The organism is Isoptericola sp. b515 (assembly GCF_030588125.1).
Taxonomy (GTDB): Bacteria; Actinomycetota; Actinomycetes; order Actinomycetales; family Cellulomonadaceae; genus Isoptericola; species Isoptericola sediminis.
The window spans coordinates 237,469-253,181 of sequence record NZ_JAUQYR010000005.1 but is presented as its reverse complement, the minus strand read 5'-3'; the positions used below and the strand labels follow the sequence as shown (position 1 = coordinate 253,181).

Below are 15,713 nucleotides of genomic sequence, written 5' to 3'. Positions count from 1 at the left end.
GCACCGATGTCCGACTCACAGGTCATGGCGCCTGAGGGTCCCTCGGCCGCAGGGGGCGGCAGCACGCCGCCCCCTGCGGCACAGCCGGCGGCCGAGCCGTCGCGGCGAGGGGCCGACTGGCGCAAACGTGCAGAGATCACGCTCCTCACCGGCCCCGCGATCCTCGTCTTCCTGACGTTCGTCATCGTGCCGGTGCTCATGGCGGCCTACTACGGATTCTTCCGCTGGAAGGGCTTCGGCCCGCCGACGGACTTCGCCGGCCTGCAGAACTACGTCTCGATCCTGACGGATCCCACGTTCCAGGACGCGGTCCGCCACAACTTCCTCATCGTGGTCCTGTCCCTGGTCATCCAGGGCCCGGTGGCCATCCTGTTCGCGCTGCTGATGAACCAGAAGATCCGCGGGCGGTCCGTCATCCGCATGCTGATCTTCGTCCCCTACGTGATCTCCGAGGTCATCGTCGGCACGGGTTGGGCGCTGATGATGTCCGACACCGGAGCGGTGAACACGGTCCTGGCCAAGATCGGTCTGGAGAACCTGCAGCAGAGCTGGCTCGCCGACCCGAACATCGCCATGGGCACCCTCATGCTCATCCTCACGTGGAAGTACGTCGGCTTCGCGGTCATCCTCATGCTGGCCGGTCTGCAGTCCATCCCGGAGGAGCTGTACGAGGCCGCCGCCATCGACGGCGCCTCGTTCTGGCAGCAGCAGTTCCGCATCACGCTGCCGCTGCTCGGACCGACGATCCGCATCTGGGCGTTCCTGTCGATGATCGGGGCGCTGCAGCTGTTCGACCTGGTCAACATCATCTGGGGGCAGTACGTCGCCGCCACGGCGGGCACGTCGACGATGGCGACCTACATGTACCTCAACGGTCACCTGGCGGGGAACTACGGGTTCGGTAGTGCCGTCGCCGTGGTGCTGTTCATGATCTCCCTGGTCGTCGCGCTGTTCTACCAGCGCTTCGTGCTGCGCCGCGACACCGAGGGCGCGGTGACCGGAAACTCAGGCCGGAAGAGGAGGAAGAAGTGAGCGCCTCGACCGTTTCGCCCACTCGCCCGCAGACGTCGCCGCAGGTCCTGCGCCACTCCACGGCGTTCGCGTGGGGCAGCCCGGCCACCTACCTGATCGCCGTCGTGCTCATCGCGGCGTGCATGGGACCGGTCCTGTACATCGTGCTCGGCGGCTTCCGCACGAACTCGCAGATCACCGAGGACCCGTCCGGGCTGCCGTCGCCGTGGGTCACCACGAACTACACCGACGTCCTGGCCAGCAGCGAGTTCTGGGTCGCCATGGTGAACTCGACGATCTCCGCGCTCGCGACGACGGTCGGCACCGTCGTCCTGGGCGTCATGGCGTCGTTCGTCATCGCCCGGTACGACTTCGTCGGCAAGGGAGCCATGTACTCCCTGTTCGCCGCCGGGCTGATGTTCCCCATGACCGTGGCGATCACGCCGCTGTACCTGATGGTGCGCATGCTGGGCCTGACGAACTCGCTGATGGGCATCATCCTTCCGCAGATCGCGTTCGCTCTGCCGGTGACGATCATCATCCTGGTGCCGTTCCTGCGGGCGATCCCTCAGGAGCTCGAGGAAGCGGCGAGCATCGACGGGGCGAGCCGCCTCGGATTCTTCTGGCGGATGGTCGTCCCGCTGTCGATGCCCGGCGTGATCACCGTCGGCATCCTGGCGTTCATCAACGCCTGGAACAACTACATGCTGCCCCTGTTCATCCTCAGCGACCCCGCGACGTTCACCCTCCCGCTGGGCGTGGCGAACTTCGCGTCGCAGTACTCGGTGGACACCGCCAGGGTGCTGGCGTTCACCTCGCTGTCGATGATCCCGGCGCTGCTGTTCTTCACGCTCTTCGAGAAGCGGATCGTCGGCGGACTGACCGGCGCGATCAAGGGCTGAGCCCGGCCCGCGAGGACGACGTCCCGGCGACGCCCCGACGTCGTCCTCGCACCCCGTCCTGTGGAGGTGGACTTCCGTGTCGCTCGTACGCAACCCCGTCCTGCCGGGCTGCTATCCCGACCCCAGCGTGTGCCGGGTGGGGCAGTGGTACTACCTGGTCTGCTCGACCTTCGAGTACCTGCCCGGACTCCCCGTCATGCGCTCGCGTGACCTCGTCACGTGGGAGACGGTCGGTCACGTCGTCGACCGTGAGGGCATGCTCGACCTGGGAGGTATCCGCTCGTCCGGGGGCCTCTACGCTCCGACGATCCGTCACGACGGCGAGCGGTTCTGGGTCGTGTGCACGCTCGTGGACCAGAACGACGACCAGCGGGGCGGCAACTTCGTGTGCCTCGCGGACGACGCGGCAGGACCGTGGTCGGACCCGATCTGGCTCGACGAGCGCGGCATCGACCCGTCGCTGTTCTTCGACGACGACGGGCGGGTCTGGATGCACGGCACCCGTCTGGTCGATCCGGACCGCGCGGAATGGCACGACCAGACCGAGGTGTGGATCCGGGAGCTCGACCGCACGTCGATGAAGCTCACCGGGCCCGAGCATCTCGTCTGGAACGGTGCGCTCACGAACGCCGTCTGGGCCGAGGGGCCGCACCTGTACAAGGTCGACGGCACGTACTACCTGCTCGCGGCGGAGGCCGGGACGGAGTTCCACCACGCGGTCTCGGTCGCTCGCGCCGAACGCGTGACCGGTCCGTACGTCGGGAACGCGGGCAACCCGGTGCTGACCCACCGACATCTGGGCAGGCGCCACCCGGTCGTGGGTGTCGGGCACGCCGATCTCGTGGAGACGCCCGACGGCGACTGGTTCGCCGTGCTGCTCGCCATGCGTACCTACGGGGGGTACCACTACCCCCTGGGCCGGGAGACGTTCCTCGTGCCGGTGGTGTGGGAGGACGGGTGGCCGGTCTTCGCGCCGGGAGTCGGCATGGTGCCTCGCGAGGTCGAGGTACCGGGTTCGTCGGCGGCCCCCTCGGGATGGAACCCCGGGGGCCGGCCCGGAGTCGTCGCCCCGTCGGACCGGCGGTGGACGGCGCTGCGTGCCCTGCCCGCCACCGTCGCCGCGCCGGACGGCGACGGGTGGCACCTCCCGGTCCGGGCGGACGGCCTCGGCGAGCCGGGCGTGCCGGCTTTCGTCGGGCTTCGCCAGCAGCACCAGGACGTCGACGTCACGCTCGAGCTGGACGTCGCCGCGTTGCAGGTCGGCGAACGAGCAGGGCTCGTGCTCCGGCAGTCCGAGCAGGACCACGTGACGCTCGACGTCACGCCGGAGGACGGCCGGCTCGTCGTCCGCGCCCGCCGACGTGCCGGTGCCGGCGGCGAGGGCGTCCCGGGGCGTGCCGACCCCCGGGCGGACGCCCTCCCGGGCAGCGGTGAGCCGATGGGCCACGCCTCCGTCGCCGCCGACGCCGGACGGATCGTGCTGGGCATGAGGGCACGGGGCACCGACGTCGACCTGTTCCACAGGTCACCGACGCCGGACGGCCCCGGGCGTGAGCACCACGTCGCGACCGCCGATGCGCGGTGGCTCGACACGGTCACCACCGGCGGATTCCTCGGACTGTGGATCGGTGCGTTCGCCACCAGCGACGGGAGGCCGGCCGCAGGGTCGGTACGCGTCCGGCTCGCCTATCACCCCGCGGGAGGGAGCATCCCGCGCCACCAGACCACCACCACGTCGCTCTCGACGCTCCACGCCGCCGCAGGCAGCCTCGAGTCCGAGCTCGTGTCCACCGAAGGAGACCGACCGTGACCCACGTCCAGCCGAACGCTCAGGGCAGGTCGGACACCGTCGCCGACACCGCGGGCCCGGGCACGCCCGGCGCGGCGCCGCACGCCTCCGACCGGGTCGTGGCGCTGCACGCGCGGATGAGCCTCGAGGAGAAGGTGGCCCAGCTCGCGGGCTACTGGCTCGACCAGGGCGGCGACGTCGTGGCCCCCCTGCAGGACGAGATGGCGGCCGGGCAGGCCGGGGCCGACCGGCTCGGCGACGTCACCCGGCACGGCATCGGTCACTACACCCGGGTGTACGGCACCCGGCCGGTCGACCCCGTGGAGCGTGCCCGGTGGTTGTGGGGCGAGCAGCGGCGCCTGCGCGCCGAGACCCGGCTGGGCATCCCCGCGCTGGTGCACGAGGAGTGCCTGACCGGGCTGGCGGCCTGGCAGGCCGCCACGTTCCCGACGCCGCTGGCCTGGGGTGCCGCCTTCGATCCCGAGCTCGTGGCGGAGATGGGCGCCCTGATCGGCGAGTCCATGCGCTCCCTCGGCATCCACCAGGGCCTGGCACCCGTGCTCGACGTGATCCGGGACCCGCGCTGGGGGCGCGTCGACGAGTGCATCGCCGAGGACCCGTACCTGGTCGGCACCGTCGGCACGGCCTACGTCCGCGGCCTGCAGGGAGCAGGGGTGCACGCCACCCTCAAGCACTTCGTCGGGTACAGCGGGTCGCGGGCCGGACGCAACCACGCACCGGTCTCGGCCGGTCCGCGCGAGATCGCCGACGTCTACCTGCCGCCGTTCGAGATGGCGGTGCGTGACGGCGGCGTCCGGTCGGTCATGGCGTCCTACAACGACATCGACGGCGTGCCGCTGCACTCCTCGGACGAGTACCTCACCGGGGTCCTGCGGGACCGGTGGGGGTTCGACGGCGTGGTCGTCGCGGACTACTTCGGGGTCGCGTTCCTGGAGGTCATGCACGGGGTGGCCGCCGACCGCGGCGAGGCCGCGGCGACGGCGCTCGCGGCCGGGGTGGACGTCGAGCTGCCCACCGGCGACGCGTTCCTCGACCCGCTGACGGCCGCGGTGCGCGACGGCCGTGTCGACGAGGCTCTCGTCGACCGGGCGGTGCTCCGCGTCCTGGCGCAGAAGGACCGGCTGGGACTGCTCGAGCCCGACGCGTTCGCCGACGAGCCGCCCGCCGACGTCGACCTCGACTCGCCACGCCACCGTGAGGTGGCGCGGCGGCTGGCCGAGGAGTCGGTGGTGCTGCTGTCCAACGACGGCGTGCTGCCGCTGGGCCGCTGGACCAAGGCGCCCGGACGGGTCGCGGTCGTCGGCCCGAACGCGGCCCGCGCCGACGCGCTGATGGGCTGCTACTCGTTCGCCAACCACGTGCTCGCCCACCACCCCGAGCACCCGCTCGGGTTCGAGATCCCCACCGTGCTCGAGTCCGTCGGTGACGCCTTCACCGCCGCCGGGGCGGCTCGTCCGGAGGTCGTGCACGCCCGCGGTTGCGACGTCGCGGGAGAGGACACCTCGGGGTTCGCCGACGCGGTGGCCGCGGCGTCCTCGGCCGACGTGGCCGTGGTCGTGGTCGGGGACCAGGCAGGGCTGTTCGGCCGGGGCACCGTCGGGGAGGGCAACGACGTCGAGTCGCTGGACCTGCCCGGCGTGCAGCGGGAGCTGGTCGAGGCCGTGGTCGCCACCGGGACCCCGGTGGTCATGGTGGTCCTGTCCGGTCGGCCCTACGCGATCGACTGGGCGCTGGACGGTGACCGCGGTCCCGCGGCCGTCGTGCAGGCGTTCTTCCCCGGCGAGGAGGGCGGTCCCGCCGTCGCCGGGGTGCTGACCGGTGCGGTCACCCCGTCCGGACGGCTCCCGGTGTCGTTGCCGCGGTCGGCCGGGGCGCAGCCGTACTCCTACCTGCACCCCGTGCTCGGTGGCCCGAGCGACGTCACCTCCACGGACTCCACGCCGTTGCGGCCGTTCGGGTTCGGGCTGTCGTACACGACGTTCGAGTACAGCGAGCTCCGGGTGGACCCGGCCGTGGCCACCGCCGGGACGCTGTCCGCCACCGTGCGGGTCACGAACACCGGGGACGTGGCAGGTGCCGACGTCGTGCAGCTCTACGGCCACGACCTCGTCGGGTCGGTCGCTCGGCCCGTGGCCCAGCTGCTGGCGTACCGACGGGTGGCGCTCGCGCCGGGGGAGTCGGTCGAGGTCGCCTTCTCGGTGCCGACGGCCCGGTTCGCGTTCAGCGACCGGCGTCTGGACCGGGTGGTCGAGCCGGGAGCGGTGGACGTCTGGGTCGGGTCGCACGCCGCTGCCGTGGCGGGCGAGGCCGGTGACCTGCGGCACGTGACGGGCGGTGCGATCCGGAACGAGCGGGTCGCCCCCAAGCGTCAGGTGCCCGGGACGGCGACACCTCGGGCCCGCGTGGACCTCACGGGTCCGGTGCACGCGGTGACCGGTGCCGACGCCCGGGTCGCGACCGCCGTGGTGGTGCGCGAGCCCTGACCCGCGGGTCAGGACAGAATCTGCCGGGTCAGGACCGATTCGCGCGAGGCAGGACGTGGCAGAGTGGACGGATGCGGATCGACATCTGGCTGTGGGCGGTCCGGCTCTTCAAGAGCCGGTCGGTCGCGGCCTCGACGCTGCGCTCCGGCAAGGTGCGCGTCAACGGCACCGTCGCCAAGCCGGCCACGCAGGTCCAGGTCGGCGACCGCGTGACCTGGCAGGACCCGCTGCGCCAGCGCATCGTCGTGGTGCGCGAGCTGCTGCCCAAGCGCGTCGGCGCACCGCTGGCGGTCAAGGCCTACGAGGACCAGAGCCCGCCGGTGCCGACGCGTGCGGAGCGGGCCGCGGTCGGCCTGCGGGAGCGGGGTGCCGGCCGGCCCACCAAGAAGGAGAGGCGCGAGATCGACAGGCTCCGGGGAGGACGGCGGTAGTCCGGCCGTCCTGACTCGTGGGGGCTGGTCCTGACCCGGCGTATTTGGTCCTGACCCGCGCGGATCGGTGCTGACCCGGCGCGGTCAGAGCCGGTGCAGCAGAGCGATCAGCTCGTCGGCCATCTCGAGCTTGCGCGCCAGGTCGGCGCGCCGTTCCTCCGCCGCGGTCACGTAGCCGGCGAGCCGGTCCCGGGCGGCAGGACGCTCGTCCGGGCCCACGGCCTCGGCACCGAGCGTGTCGGCGACCCGCAGCAGGTCCGACATCTCCTCCAGGGAGAACCCCAGCGGCTTCATGCGGCGGATCAGCAGCAGCCGCTCGACGTCGGCGTCGGTGTAGAGCCGGAACCCGCCCTCGGACCGTGCCGAGGGGCGCAGCAGCCCGACCTCGTCGTAGTGGCGCAGCGTGCGCAACGACAGGCCCGTCCGCTCGGCGACGGCCCCGATGTGATGCATGGCCGGATCGTGAGACACGAGGATGAACTCTACCCTCACGTGAGGGTAGAGTTGCCCCGTCGCGGGCCGACGTGCGTCCGGCGCCGTCGGTCGCGACACCCGAATCCTTCGCGCGACGCCGCGCCCCTTGAGCCCTGTCCCCGGCCGGGAGCCCGTCGTCGAGCGGTCCCTCTCGGTCTGCCGTGCGCCCACGGCGCCACCGAACCGAGAGGAAGCCTCCGCGTGTCGACCGACCTGCGTGCCTCCCTGCCCGACCCGGCCCCCGAGCCCCAGCCCGTCACCGGCGCCCCCGAGGCGACCTCGTCCGGCTCCTTCCGGGCCGCCTTCAGCTCGATGACGCGGCTGCGCACCGAGGTGCTCGCCGGGCTCGTCGTGGCGCTGGCGCTCATCCCCGAGGCCATCGCGTTCTCGATCATCGCGGGCGTGGACCCCAAGATCGGGCTGTTCGCCTCGTTCACGATGGCCGTCACCATCGCGTTCGTCGGCGGCCGGCCGGCGATGATCTCCGCCGCCACCGGTGCCATCGCCCTGGTCATCGCCCCGGTCGTGCGCGACCACGGGCTGGACTACCTCATCGCCACCGTGATCCTCGGCGGGGTGATCCAGGTCGTGCTCGGCCTGATCGGCGTCGCGCGGCTCATGCGGTTCATCCCCCGCTCGGTGATGGTCGGGTTCGTCAACGCCCTCGCGATCCTCATCTTCACCTCGCAGATCCCGCACCTGTTCGGCGACGCGGTGCCCTCCGACCAGCGCTGGACGGTCTTCGCGCTCGTGGCCGCCGGCCTCGCGATCATGGTGTTCTTCCCCCGGCTGACCAAGGTCGTCCCGGCGCCGCTGGTCGCCATCGTGCTCCTGACGATCCTCACCGTCGTCGCGGCGATCGCGGTGCCCACCGTCGGCGACCAGGGCGACCTGCCCGACTCCCTGCCGGCGCTGTTCTTCCCGGACGTCCCGCTGACCCTGGAGGCGCTGCAGATCATCGCGCCCTACGCGTTCGCCATGGCGCTGGTCGGGATCATCGAGTCGCTGCTGACCGCCAAGCTCGTCGACGACGTCACCGACACCCACTCGAACAAGACCCGCGAGACGTGGGGCCAGGGAGTGGCCAACCTCGTCACCGGGTTCTTCGGCGGGATGGGCGGCTGCGCCATGATCGGCCAGACGATGATCAACGTGAAGGTCTCCGGCGCGCGCACCCGGCTGTCGACCTTCCTGGCCGGCATCTTCCTGCTGATCCTCGTCGTCACCCTCGGTGACGTCGTGTCGGTCATCCCGATGGCGGCCCTCGTGGCCGTGATGATCATGGTCTCGGTGGCCACGTTCGACTGGCACTCGGTCCACCCCTCGACCCTGCGCAACATGCCGTGGGCCGAGACGGGCGTCATGCTCTCGACGGTCGTCGTCACCGTGTGGACGCACAACCTCGCCTACGGCGTGGTGGCCGGTGTGGTGGTCGCGGCCGTGCTGTTCGCCCAGCGGGTCGCGCACCTGACGACGGTCACCCGGCTGGACGCCTCCGACGAGGACGGCGAGCGCGTCTACGCCGTCGACGGCGAGCTGTTCTTCGCGTCGTCGAACGACCTCGTCTACCAGTTCGACTACTCCGGCGACGAGCAGCGCGTGATCATCGACATGTCCAACGCCCACATCTGGGACGCCTCGACCGTCGCCGCGCTCGACGCCGTCGAGCACAAGTACGCCGTGCACGGCAAGACCGTGGAGTTCCGCGGGCTCAACGACGACAGCCGGGAGCGGCTGGACCGCCTCGCCGGCAAGCTCGGCGCGGAGCACTGAGCCGCCGCTCGGCCGGCGGGGGCGACCGGCGCTAGGGTCGCCGACATGGTGAGCGATCGGATCCGCGCCCTGCTGGCCGAGCACCCCGTGGCCGACGGGCACAACGACCTGGCCTGGGAGGCCCGCGAGCAGGTCGGCTACGACTGGGACCTGCTCGACATCGCGGGGCCGACGGCGGACCGCACCCACACGGACATCCCCCGGCTGCGAGCCGGGGGAGTGGGGGCGCAGTTCTGGTCGGTCTACGTGCCGACCACCATCCCCGGGGCGGACGCCGTGGTGGCGACGCTGGAGCAGATCGACGGCGTGCACCGCATGGTCGAGCGGTACCCGGACCAGCTGCAGCTCGCCACGACCGCCGCGGAGGTCGAGGACGCCTGGTCCCACGGGCGCATCGCGAGCCTGCTGGGCGCCGAGGGCGGGCACTCGATCGACGGCTCCCTCGGCGTGCTGCGCATGTTCCACGAGCTCGGCGTGCGGTACATGACGCTGACCCACAACGACTCCACGCCGTGGGCGGACTCCGCCACGGACGAGCCGAGCGAGCACGGCGGCCTGAACGACTTCGGCCGCGAGGTCGTGCGCGAGATGAACCGCCTCGGCATGCTCGTCGACCTCTCGCACGTCGCCGCGGGCACCATGCACGCCGCGCTCGACGTCACGACGGCGCCGGTGGTCTTCTCCCACTCGAGCGCCCGCGCCGTCTGCGACGTGCCGCGCAACGTGCCGGACGACGTCCTGGGCCGGCTGGCGGGCAACGGTGGCGTCTGCATGGTCACCTTCGTGCCGCACTTCGTCACGCCGGCGGTGGCGGAGTGGAAGGACGAGGCCGCCGCGGCCGCCGCCGAGCAGGGGATCCGCGCGACCGACTACCTGGCGTTCAGCGCGTTCCTCGCGGACTGGCGCGAGACCCGGCCCGCACCGCCCACGCGCCTGGCCGACGTCGTCGCCCACGTCGAGCACGTGCGCGAGGTGGCCGGCGTCGAGCACGTCGGCCTCGGCGGGGACTACGACGGTGCCAGCGGGTTCGCCCCCGAGCTCGCGGACGTGTCCGGCTACCCGGCGCTGCTGGAGGCGCTGGCGGAGCGAGGCTGGTCCGACGCGGACCTCGGCCGCCTCACCAGCGGCAACGTGCTGCGCGTGCTCCGCGACGCGGAGCGCTGACCGCGCACTCCCGTCGCGGGGGCACGCGGGACGGACGACTCAGACGCCGAGCGTCCGGCGCGACCAGGAGATGCCGAGCGCCTGCAGGACGGTCCCGGGCTCGCGCGCGGTGGCCTCCGAGTAGGCCCGCAGGGAGAGCACCGACGCCGTGAGCATCGTGGTCATCACCTGGCGCGCCAGGTGCGCGTCCTGGCTGGCCTCGTCGAGCAGCTCCTGGACGATGGTGGAGCGGATCCCCAGGTCCGGTTCGGAACAGGCGGTCAGCAGTGCGATCGTCATGGCTCCGGCGTCGTTCTGCATGAGGTACCCCCAGGTCGTCGACGCTGACCCTCCCGGTGTACCGCACGCCGTGTCAGCACGCGAGCGGGGCGGCCTCGACGGTCGCGGGCCGAGACCGCGCCTGACCAGGCCTTCTGCTGCGGCGCGCCAGCCGCTACGATCGGCGCGCGGCGGCCACCGTGACCGCCGGGACGACGACGGGGTGTGTGTGGCACGGACGGACCAGACCGAACGCAGGCGCGGGGGACGGTTCGTCCGCCGCACGATGACGACGCTGCTCGTGGCGGGACTGGCGCTGGCCGGCCTCGTGGCCGTGCCGGCGGGTGTCGTCCCGGCGGCCGCCGCGGGCGGGATCACCGAGGAGTCCCACGCGCGGTACGTGGTGTCGAAGAAGGGCAAGGTCACCGCCACGGTGACGACCACGATCACCAACGTCACCCCCGACCGGGGCAACACCTACTACTACTGGGACGCCTACGGCATCGGCGTGCCGTCCAGCGCGAAGAACCTCCGGGCGAGCAGCGGCGGCGTCGACCTGAGGATCTCGACCGTCGACTCGGAGGACCCGAACATCCGGTGGGCGACCGCCGGGTTCTCCCCGCTGCGGTACGGCCGGTCGCGCACCATCGAGTGGACCTACACGATCGCCGGCGACCCGATCCGGTCGGACCGCTGGGCGCGGGTCGGCCCGGGGTACGGCACGTTCGCGGTCTTCGCCTACGGCGACGAGGGCAGGACCAGCGTCGAGGTCGACGCCCCGAGCTCGATGACGTTCGACGCCACCGCACGCTTCACCCCGGACACCGAGGGCAAGCGCACCGTGTACTCCCTCGACGACCACATCGAGGACGTGGGCACCTGGGCGGTGGTGTCCCTGCGTGACCACGAGCGCTCCGACGAGCGGGAGATCGAGGTCGGGGACACCAGCCTGACCCTGCAGGCCTTCCGCGGTGACGACGCGTGGCTCTACTTCGCCGCCGACCGGGTGTCGCAGGGGCTGCCGGTGATCGAGGGGCTGACCGGATCCGACTGGCCGGGCGACATCGAGGTCATCCGCGAGGACGTCTCCCCCCAGGTGCTCGGCTACGCCTGGTACGACGAGACGGGCCGCGAGATCGTCCTCGCCGAGGACCTCGACGAGGCCACGCTGTTCCACGAGCTCGGGCACGCCTGGTTCAACGAGGACACGGTGCGCGAGCGCTGGCTGTCCGAGGGACTGACCGAGGTGACCGCCTTCCGCGTCATCGACTCCCTCGACGGCAAGGGCACCCCGCGCAAGGCGCCGAAGCGGGACGCCCAGGGGGCCGTGGCGCTGAACAAGTGGTCCGACGGAGGGAACGTCGCGCGCGAGGACTACGGGTACGCCGCCTCCTACACGGTGGTCGAGAAGCTGCTGGGCGACCTGGACGACGAGACGTTCACCGAGGTGGTCCGGTCGGCGGTGGCCGGCGAGAGCGCCTACGAGCCGGCGGGCAGCACCGAGCACCGCTTCGGCACGGTCGACTGGAAGCGGTTCCTGGACCTGGCCGCCGAGCGCGGCGGGGTGGACGGCACGAAGGTCTTCCGGCAGTGGGTGGCGACGGGACCCCAGAAGAAGCAGCTCGCCGAGCGTGCCGACGCCCGGGCCGAGTACGAGCGTCTCGACACCGCCGACGGCGACTGGGCCGCCCCGTACACGCTGCGCCGCGCCATGACGGTCTGGGACTACGACGAGGCGGGAGAGGTGTTCGAGGTCCTCGACCCGCTGACCGTGGAGGCGTCGGCCCTGCAGGAGGCCGCCGCACGCACGGGCCTGGGCGTCCCGGACAGCATCCGGGCCGCCTACGAGGACGCCGGGTCGGTCTCGGACCTCACCGAGGTGGGCGACCTGCTGCCCCGGACCACGGACACCCTGGAGCAGGTGCACGCCGCCACGGAGGCGGTCGCCGCCGACCGTGACCCCGTCACCGAGCTGGGCGAGCGCGTGCTCGCAGCGGAGGCGTCGGCGACCGAGGCCGCCGAGGCGCTCGCATCGGGGGACCTCGAGAGGGCGCAGCTGGCCGCCACCGAGACCACGGAGCGGGCCGACCGCGCGCCGTGGGTCGGGATCGCGCTCGTGATCGGTGCCCTCGTGGGACTGGCCCTGCTGGTGCTGGTCCCGTGGCTCGTCGTCCGGCGACGACGTCGGCGGCCGGCGGCCGTGCTCACGGAGCCCCGGGTCGTCGCCGTCGTGGCCGCGCCCGGCGTCGACGGGGACCGGGACGACGTCGACGGCGAGGGGACGGACGCCGAGCGCGTCCCCGCGGAGCCCTCGGTGTCCTGATCGGGACCTTCGGCCCCGGGGGCGGGACCATGGGCCCGCAGGTCAGGGCCGTTGCACCCTGCCCCCGGGGGCACGGGACCGCGAGTCTGGTGCTGACACCGGGAACCGCCCGGTGCCCAGGACCGGAGTTCCCGGTCGAAGGAGGAGATCGTCATGACCACCGCCTCCGCGCACCAGGCATCGACCCCCACCGTGCGCGAGACCTCGCTCTCACCGGCCGCGGCGTACACGTTCGCCGTCGTCCGGCTGCTGCTCGCCGTCGAGTTCCTCTGGGCCTTCTTCGACAAGACCTTCGGTCTGGGCGTCGCCACGCCCGCCGAGCGGGCCTGGATCTCGGGCGGCTCGCCCACCACCGGCTACCTCAGCAACGCCGAGGGGACGTTCGGCGACTTCTTCAGCTCGCTCGCGAACAACGTCTTCATCGACTGGCTGTTCATGCTCGGGCTGCTCGGCATCGGCCTCGCGCTGCTGCTCGGTATCGGCATGCGTGTCGCCGCCGTCTCCGGCGCGATCCTCATGCTGCTCATGTGGCTCGCCTCGCTGCCGCTGGAGAACAACCCGTTCGTCGACTACCACCTGGTCGACGCCGTCCTGCTGGTCGGCCTGGCCGCCATCCTCGCCGGCGACACGCTCGGTCTCGGCAAGCGCTGGGGCTCCACCGAGCTGGTTCAGCGTCTCCCCTGGCTGCGCTGACGTCGACTGCGTAGCGTAGAGCCATGGGCGAGCCGAGTGTGCGGGTCTTCCTCGTGGACGATCACGAGATCGTCCGTCGCGGTGTCGCCGACCTCATCGAGGCCGAACCGGACCTCGAGGTGGTCGGCGAGGCCGGCACCGCCGCCCAGGCCCTCGCTCGCATCCCCGCTCTCACCCCGGACGTCGTCGTGCTGGACGTGCGCCTGCCCGACGGCGACGGGGTGACCGTGTGCCGGGAGCTGCACTCGCGCATGGACGTGGCCTGCCTCATGCTCACCTCGTTCGACGACGACGAGGCGCTGTTCGACGCGATCATGGCCGGTGCTGCCGGCTACGTGCTCAAGCAGGTCCGCGGGACCGACATCGTCGCCGCGATCCGCACGGTCGCGGCCGGGGGTTCCACGCTCGACCCCCGCACCACCGCCGCGGTGATGCAGCGCATGCGGGCGCAGGACCGCCACGACGACGACCCCTTGGCCGGGCTGACCGAGCAGGAGCAGCGGGTCCTCGCCCTCATCGGGCAGGGGATGACCAACCGGCAGATCGGTGCCGAGCTGTACCTGGCCGAGAAGACCGTGAAGAACTACGTCTCCAGCATCCTGGCCAAGCTGGGGCTGGAACGCCGCGTGCAGGCCGCCGTGCTCGCCACCCGCCTCGAGGACCGGCACTGATCACCGTCTGAGCGGCACCCGCCAGCGGACCGTCGTGCCGCCCGGGCCGGTGTCGACCTCGAACGTCCCCCCGAGCTCGGCCGACCGCTCCTCCATGTTCCGCAGGCCGCTGGGGGCGGCGTCGTCCGGGATGCCACGTCCGTCGTCGCGCACGACGAGCCGGAGCGACTCGATCGCGTCGACCGAGACGTCGACCCGTCCGGCGTGCGCGTGCCGGGCCACGTTCGACAACGCCTCGCGCAGCACGGCCACGAGGTGGTCGGCGACGACCGCCGGCACCACCGTGTCGATCGGGCCGGACATCCGCAGGGCGGGATGGAAACCCAGCGTCCGCGCGGCCGCGTCGCACTCGGCGATGAGCCGGGCCTTGATGCCGGCCCGACGGTCCTGCGCCTCGGGCTGGTGCAGGCCGTGGATGGTGGTGCGGATGAGGCTGATGGTGTCGTCGAGGTCGTCCACGGCACGTCCCACGCGGTCGGCGTCCTGGTCGAGACCGTCCCGCTCCAGCCGGCGCCCGACCGCCTCCAGGCTCAGCCCGGTGGCGTACAGCCGCTGGATCGCCAGGTCGTGCAGGTCGCGCGCGATCCGGTCGCGGTCGCGGATCACCGCGAGGCGTTCCCCGTCCCGACGACGTTGCGCCAGCTCGAGCGCGACGGCGGTCTGCGCCGCGAAGGCCTGCAGCGAGTCGATGGCGACGCTCGAGAACGGCGGGGTGTGGCGTCGCCGCCCGACGGTGAGGATGCCGATCGTCTCGCCCGGCCCGCCCAGGGGTACCGCGGCCAGCGGGCCGACGACGTCGACCGGCCGGAACGCCGGGGTGGTGCGGTCGTCGGTGGCCGCGTCCGCCGTCGTCACGGGCTGGCCGGAGACGTAGGCGTCGGCGGCGAACGTGCCACGCGTCGGCAGGGCCGTGCCGACCAGGCCGTCGACCCCGGCACCGCAGGCCGAGCGGATGACGAGCTGGTCGGCGTCGTCGGCGCGGATCGCCAGGACGGCGGTGTCCGCCTCGGCCACGTGCATGGCCTCCCGGGCGACGACGTCCATCACCGAGTCCGGCGAGGAGCCCGAGGCGATCTCCCGCGAGATCTGGTGGTTCCCACGGGCCCACCGCTCGCGCAGCCGGGCCGCGGAGTACAGCCGCGCGTTCTCCACGGCGACGCTGGCCGCGGCCGCGAGTCCCTCGGCCAGGTGCTGGTCGCGGGCCGTGAACTCGCCGCCGCCGCGCTTCTCGGTGAGGTACAGGTTGCCGAACGGGCGGCCCCGGACGCGCAGCGGGACGCCGAGGAACGTCCGCATCGGGGGGTGGTGGGCCGGGAACCCGACCGACCGGGGGTCGGCGCTCATGTCGGCCAGGCGGAGCGACTCCGGGTGCCGGACCAGCTCCCCGAGGAGGCCCTTGCCCGTCGGGTAGGGGCCGATCGCGCGGATCTCCTCGGGGGTGAGCCCGACGGTGAGGAACCGCGCGATCCGTTGGTCCTCGCCGAGGATCCCGAGCGCGGCGTACCTCGCGTCGACGACGTCGGACGCCGTCTCCACGAGGCGCTGCAGCGTGGTCTCGAGGTCGAGACCCCTCCCGACCGAGACCACGGCCGCGAGCAGGCGGTCCACGTCGTCGTCGTGCACCTGTTCACCGTAGCGGGACCAGGGCTGTCCGGCCCGGGACCTTCGGCCTGCCAGGGGGAGGCGAGAGGCACTGCCGGGCGGCGGTGCGTCCGTGGCC

13 protein-coding genes are annotated in these 15,713 nt (G+C 72.4%); 10 read left to right on the top strand and 3 right to left on the bottom strand.

Annotation, left to right across the window (positions count from 1 at the left end; all coding sequences use genetic code 11):
• Positions 1–6 precede the first annotated feature (6 nt).
• The 5 genes from Q6350_RS15030 to Q6350_RS15010 all read left to right on the top strand — a co-directional run bounded on the left by Q6350_RS15030 (position 7) and on the right by Q6350_RS15010 (position 6,637).
• Positions 7–1,032: a carbohydrate ABC transporter permease gene (locus Q6350_RS15030; RefSeq protein WP_305066619.1), complete on the top strand. Its 1,026-nt coding sequence runs from the start codon at positions 7–9 to the stop codon at positions 1,030–1,032.
• Entirely contained in the window at positions 1,029–1,913 is an 885-nt protein-coding gene (locus Q6350_RS15025) for a carbohydrate ABC transporter permease (protein ID WP_369810849.1), read from the top strand. Before Q6350_RS15030 ends, Q6350_RS15025 begins: the two co-directional genes overlap by 4 nt.
• Before the next feature lie 76 nt (positions 1,914–1,989).
• Positions 1,990–3,723 carry a glycoside hydrolase family 43 protein gene (locus Q6350_RS15020; RefSeq protein WP_305066618.1) on the top strand — a complete coding sequence of 578 codons (1,734 nt, stop codon included), beginning with the start codon at positions 1,990–1,992 and terminating at the stop codon, positions 3,721–3,723.
• Between the two features lie 116 nt (positions 3,724–3,839).
• Entirely contained in the window at positions 3,840–6,206 is a 2,367-nt protein-coding gene (locus Q6350_RS15015; protein WP_304604629.1) for a glycoside hydrolase family 3 N-terminal domain-containing protein, read from the top strand.
• A gap of 71 nt (positions 6,207–6,277) precedes the next feature.
• Positions 6,278–6,637 (top strand): RNA-binding S4 domain-containing protein, encoded by a 360-nt coding sequence (locus tag Q6350_RS15010; RefSeq protein WP_171248383.1) that lies wholly within the window; start codon positions 6,278–6,280, stop codon positions 6,635–6,637.
• A gap of 84 nt (positions 6,638–6,721) precedes the next feature.
• On the opposite strand, the gene Q6350_RS15005 is transcribed toward Q6350_RS15010, so the two are convergent.
• Positions 6,722–7,090 carry a MerR family transcriptional regulator gene (locus Q6350_RS15005; protein ID WP_304604604.1) on the bottom strand — a complete coding sequence of 123 codons (369 nt, stop codon included), beginning with the start codon at positions 7,088–7,090 and terminating at the stop codon, positions 6,722–6,724.
• A gap of 222 nt (positions 7,091–7,312) precedes the next feature.
• On the opposite strand from Q6350_RS15005, the gene Q6350_RS15000 reads away from it, so the two are divergent.
• Together Q6350_RS15000 and Q6350_RS14995 are read left to right on the top strand one after the other, a co-directional pair.
• Positions 7,313–8,884: a SulP family inorganic anion transporter gene (locus Q6350_RS15000; RefSeq protein WP_370375402.1), complete on the top strand. Its 1,572-nt coding sequence runs from the start codon at positions 7,313–7,315 to the stop codon at positions 8,882–8,884.
• A gap of 45 nt (positions 8,885–8,929) precedes the next feature.
• Positions 8,930–10,048, top strand: a complete 1,119-nt coding sequence (locus tag Q6350_RS14995; RefSeq protein ID WP_304607433.1) for a dipeptidase — start codon at positions 8,930–8,932, stop codon at positions 10,046–10,048.
• A gap of 39 nt (positions 10,049–10,087) precedes the next feature.
• On the opposite strand, the gene Q6350_RS14990 is transcribed toward Q6350_RS14995, so the two are convergent.
• Entirely contained in the window at positions 10,088–10,327 is a 240-nt protein-coding gene (locus Q6350_RS14990; protein WP_246246830.1) for a hypothetical protein, read from the bottom strand.
• A 208-nt stretch (positions 10,328–10,535) separates the two neighbouring features.
• On the opposite strand from Q6350_RS14990, the gene Q6350_RS14985 reads away from it, so the two are divergent.
• The 3 genes from Q6350_RS14985 (at position 10,536) to Q6350_RS14975 (ending at position 13,993) form a co-directional block, all read left to right on the top strand.
• Positions 10,536–12,629, top strand: a complete 2,094-nt coding sequence (locus Q6350_RS14985) for a hypothetical protein (RefSeq protein ID WP_305066616.1) — start codon at positions 10,536–10,538, stop codon at positions 12,627–12,629.
• A gap of 153 nt (positions 12,630–12,782) precedes the next feature.
• Positions 12,783–13,322 carry a hypothetical protein gene (locus tag Q6350_RS14980; RefSeq protein WP_304604601.1) on the top strand — a complete coding sequence of 180 codons (540 nt, stop codon included), beginning with the start codon at positions 12,783–12,785 and terminating at the stop codon, positions 13,320–13,322.
• Positions 13,323–13,345: 23 nt separating this feature from the next.
• On the top strand, positions 13,346–13,993 hold the full coding sequence (locus Q6350_RS14975; protein ID WP_304604600.1) for a response regulator transcription factor: 648 nt from the start codon (positions 13,346–13,348) through the stop codon (positions 13,991–13,993).
• Here Q6350_RS14975 and Q6350_RS14970 read toward each other — a convergent pair whose 3' ends face one another.
• A complete protein-coding gene (locus Q6350_RS14970; RefSeq protein WP_305066615.1) occupies positions 13,994–15,616 on the bottom strand; it encodes a GAF domain-containing sensor histidine kinase in 1,623 nt (540 codons plus the stop codon).
• Positions 15,617–15,713 lie beyond the last annotated feature (97 nt).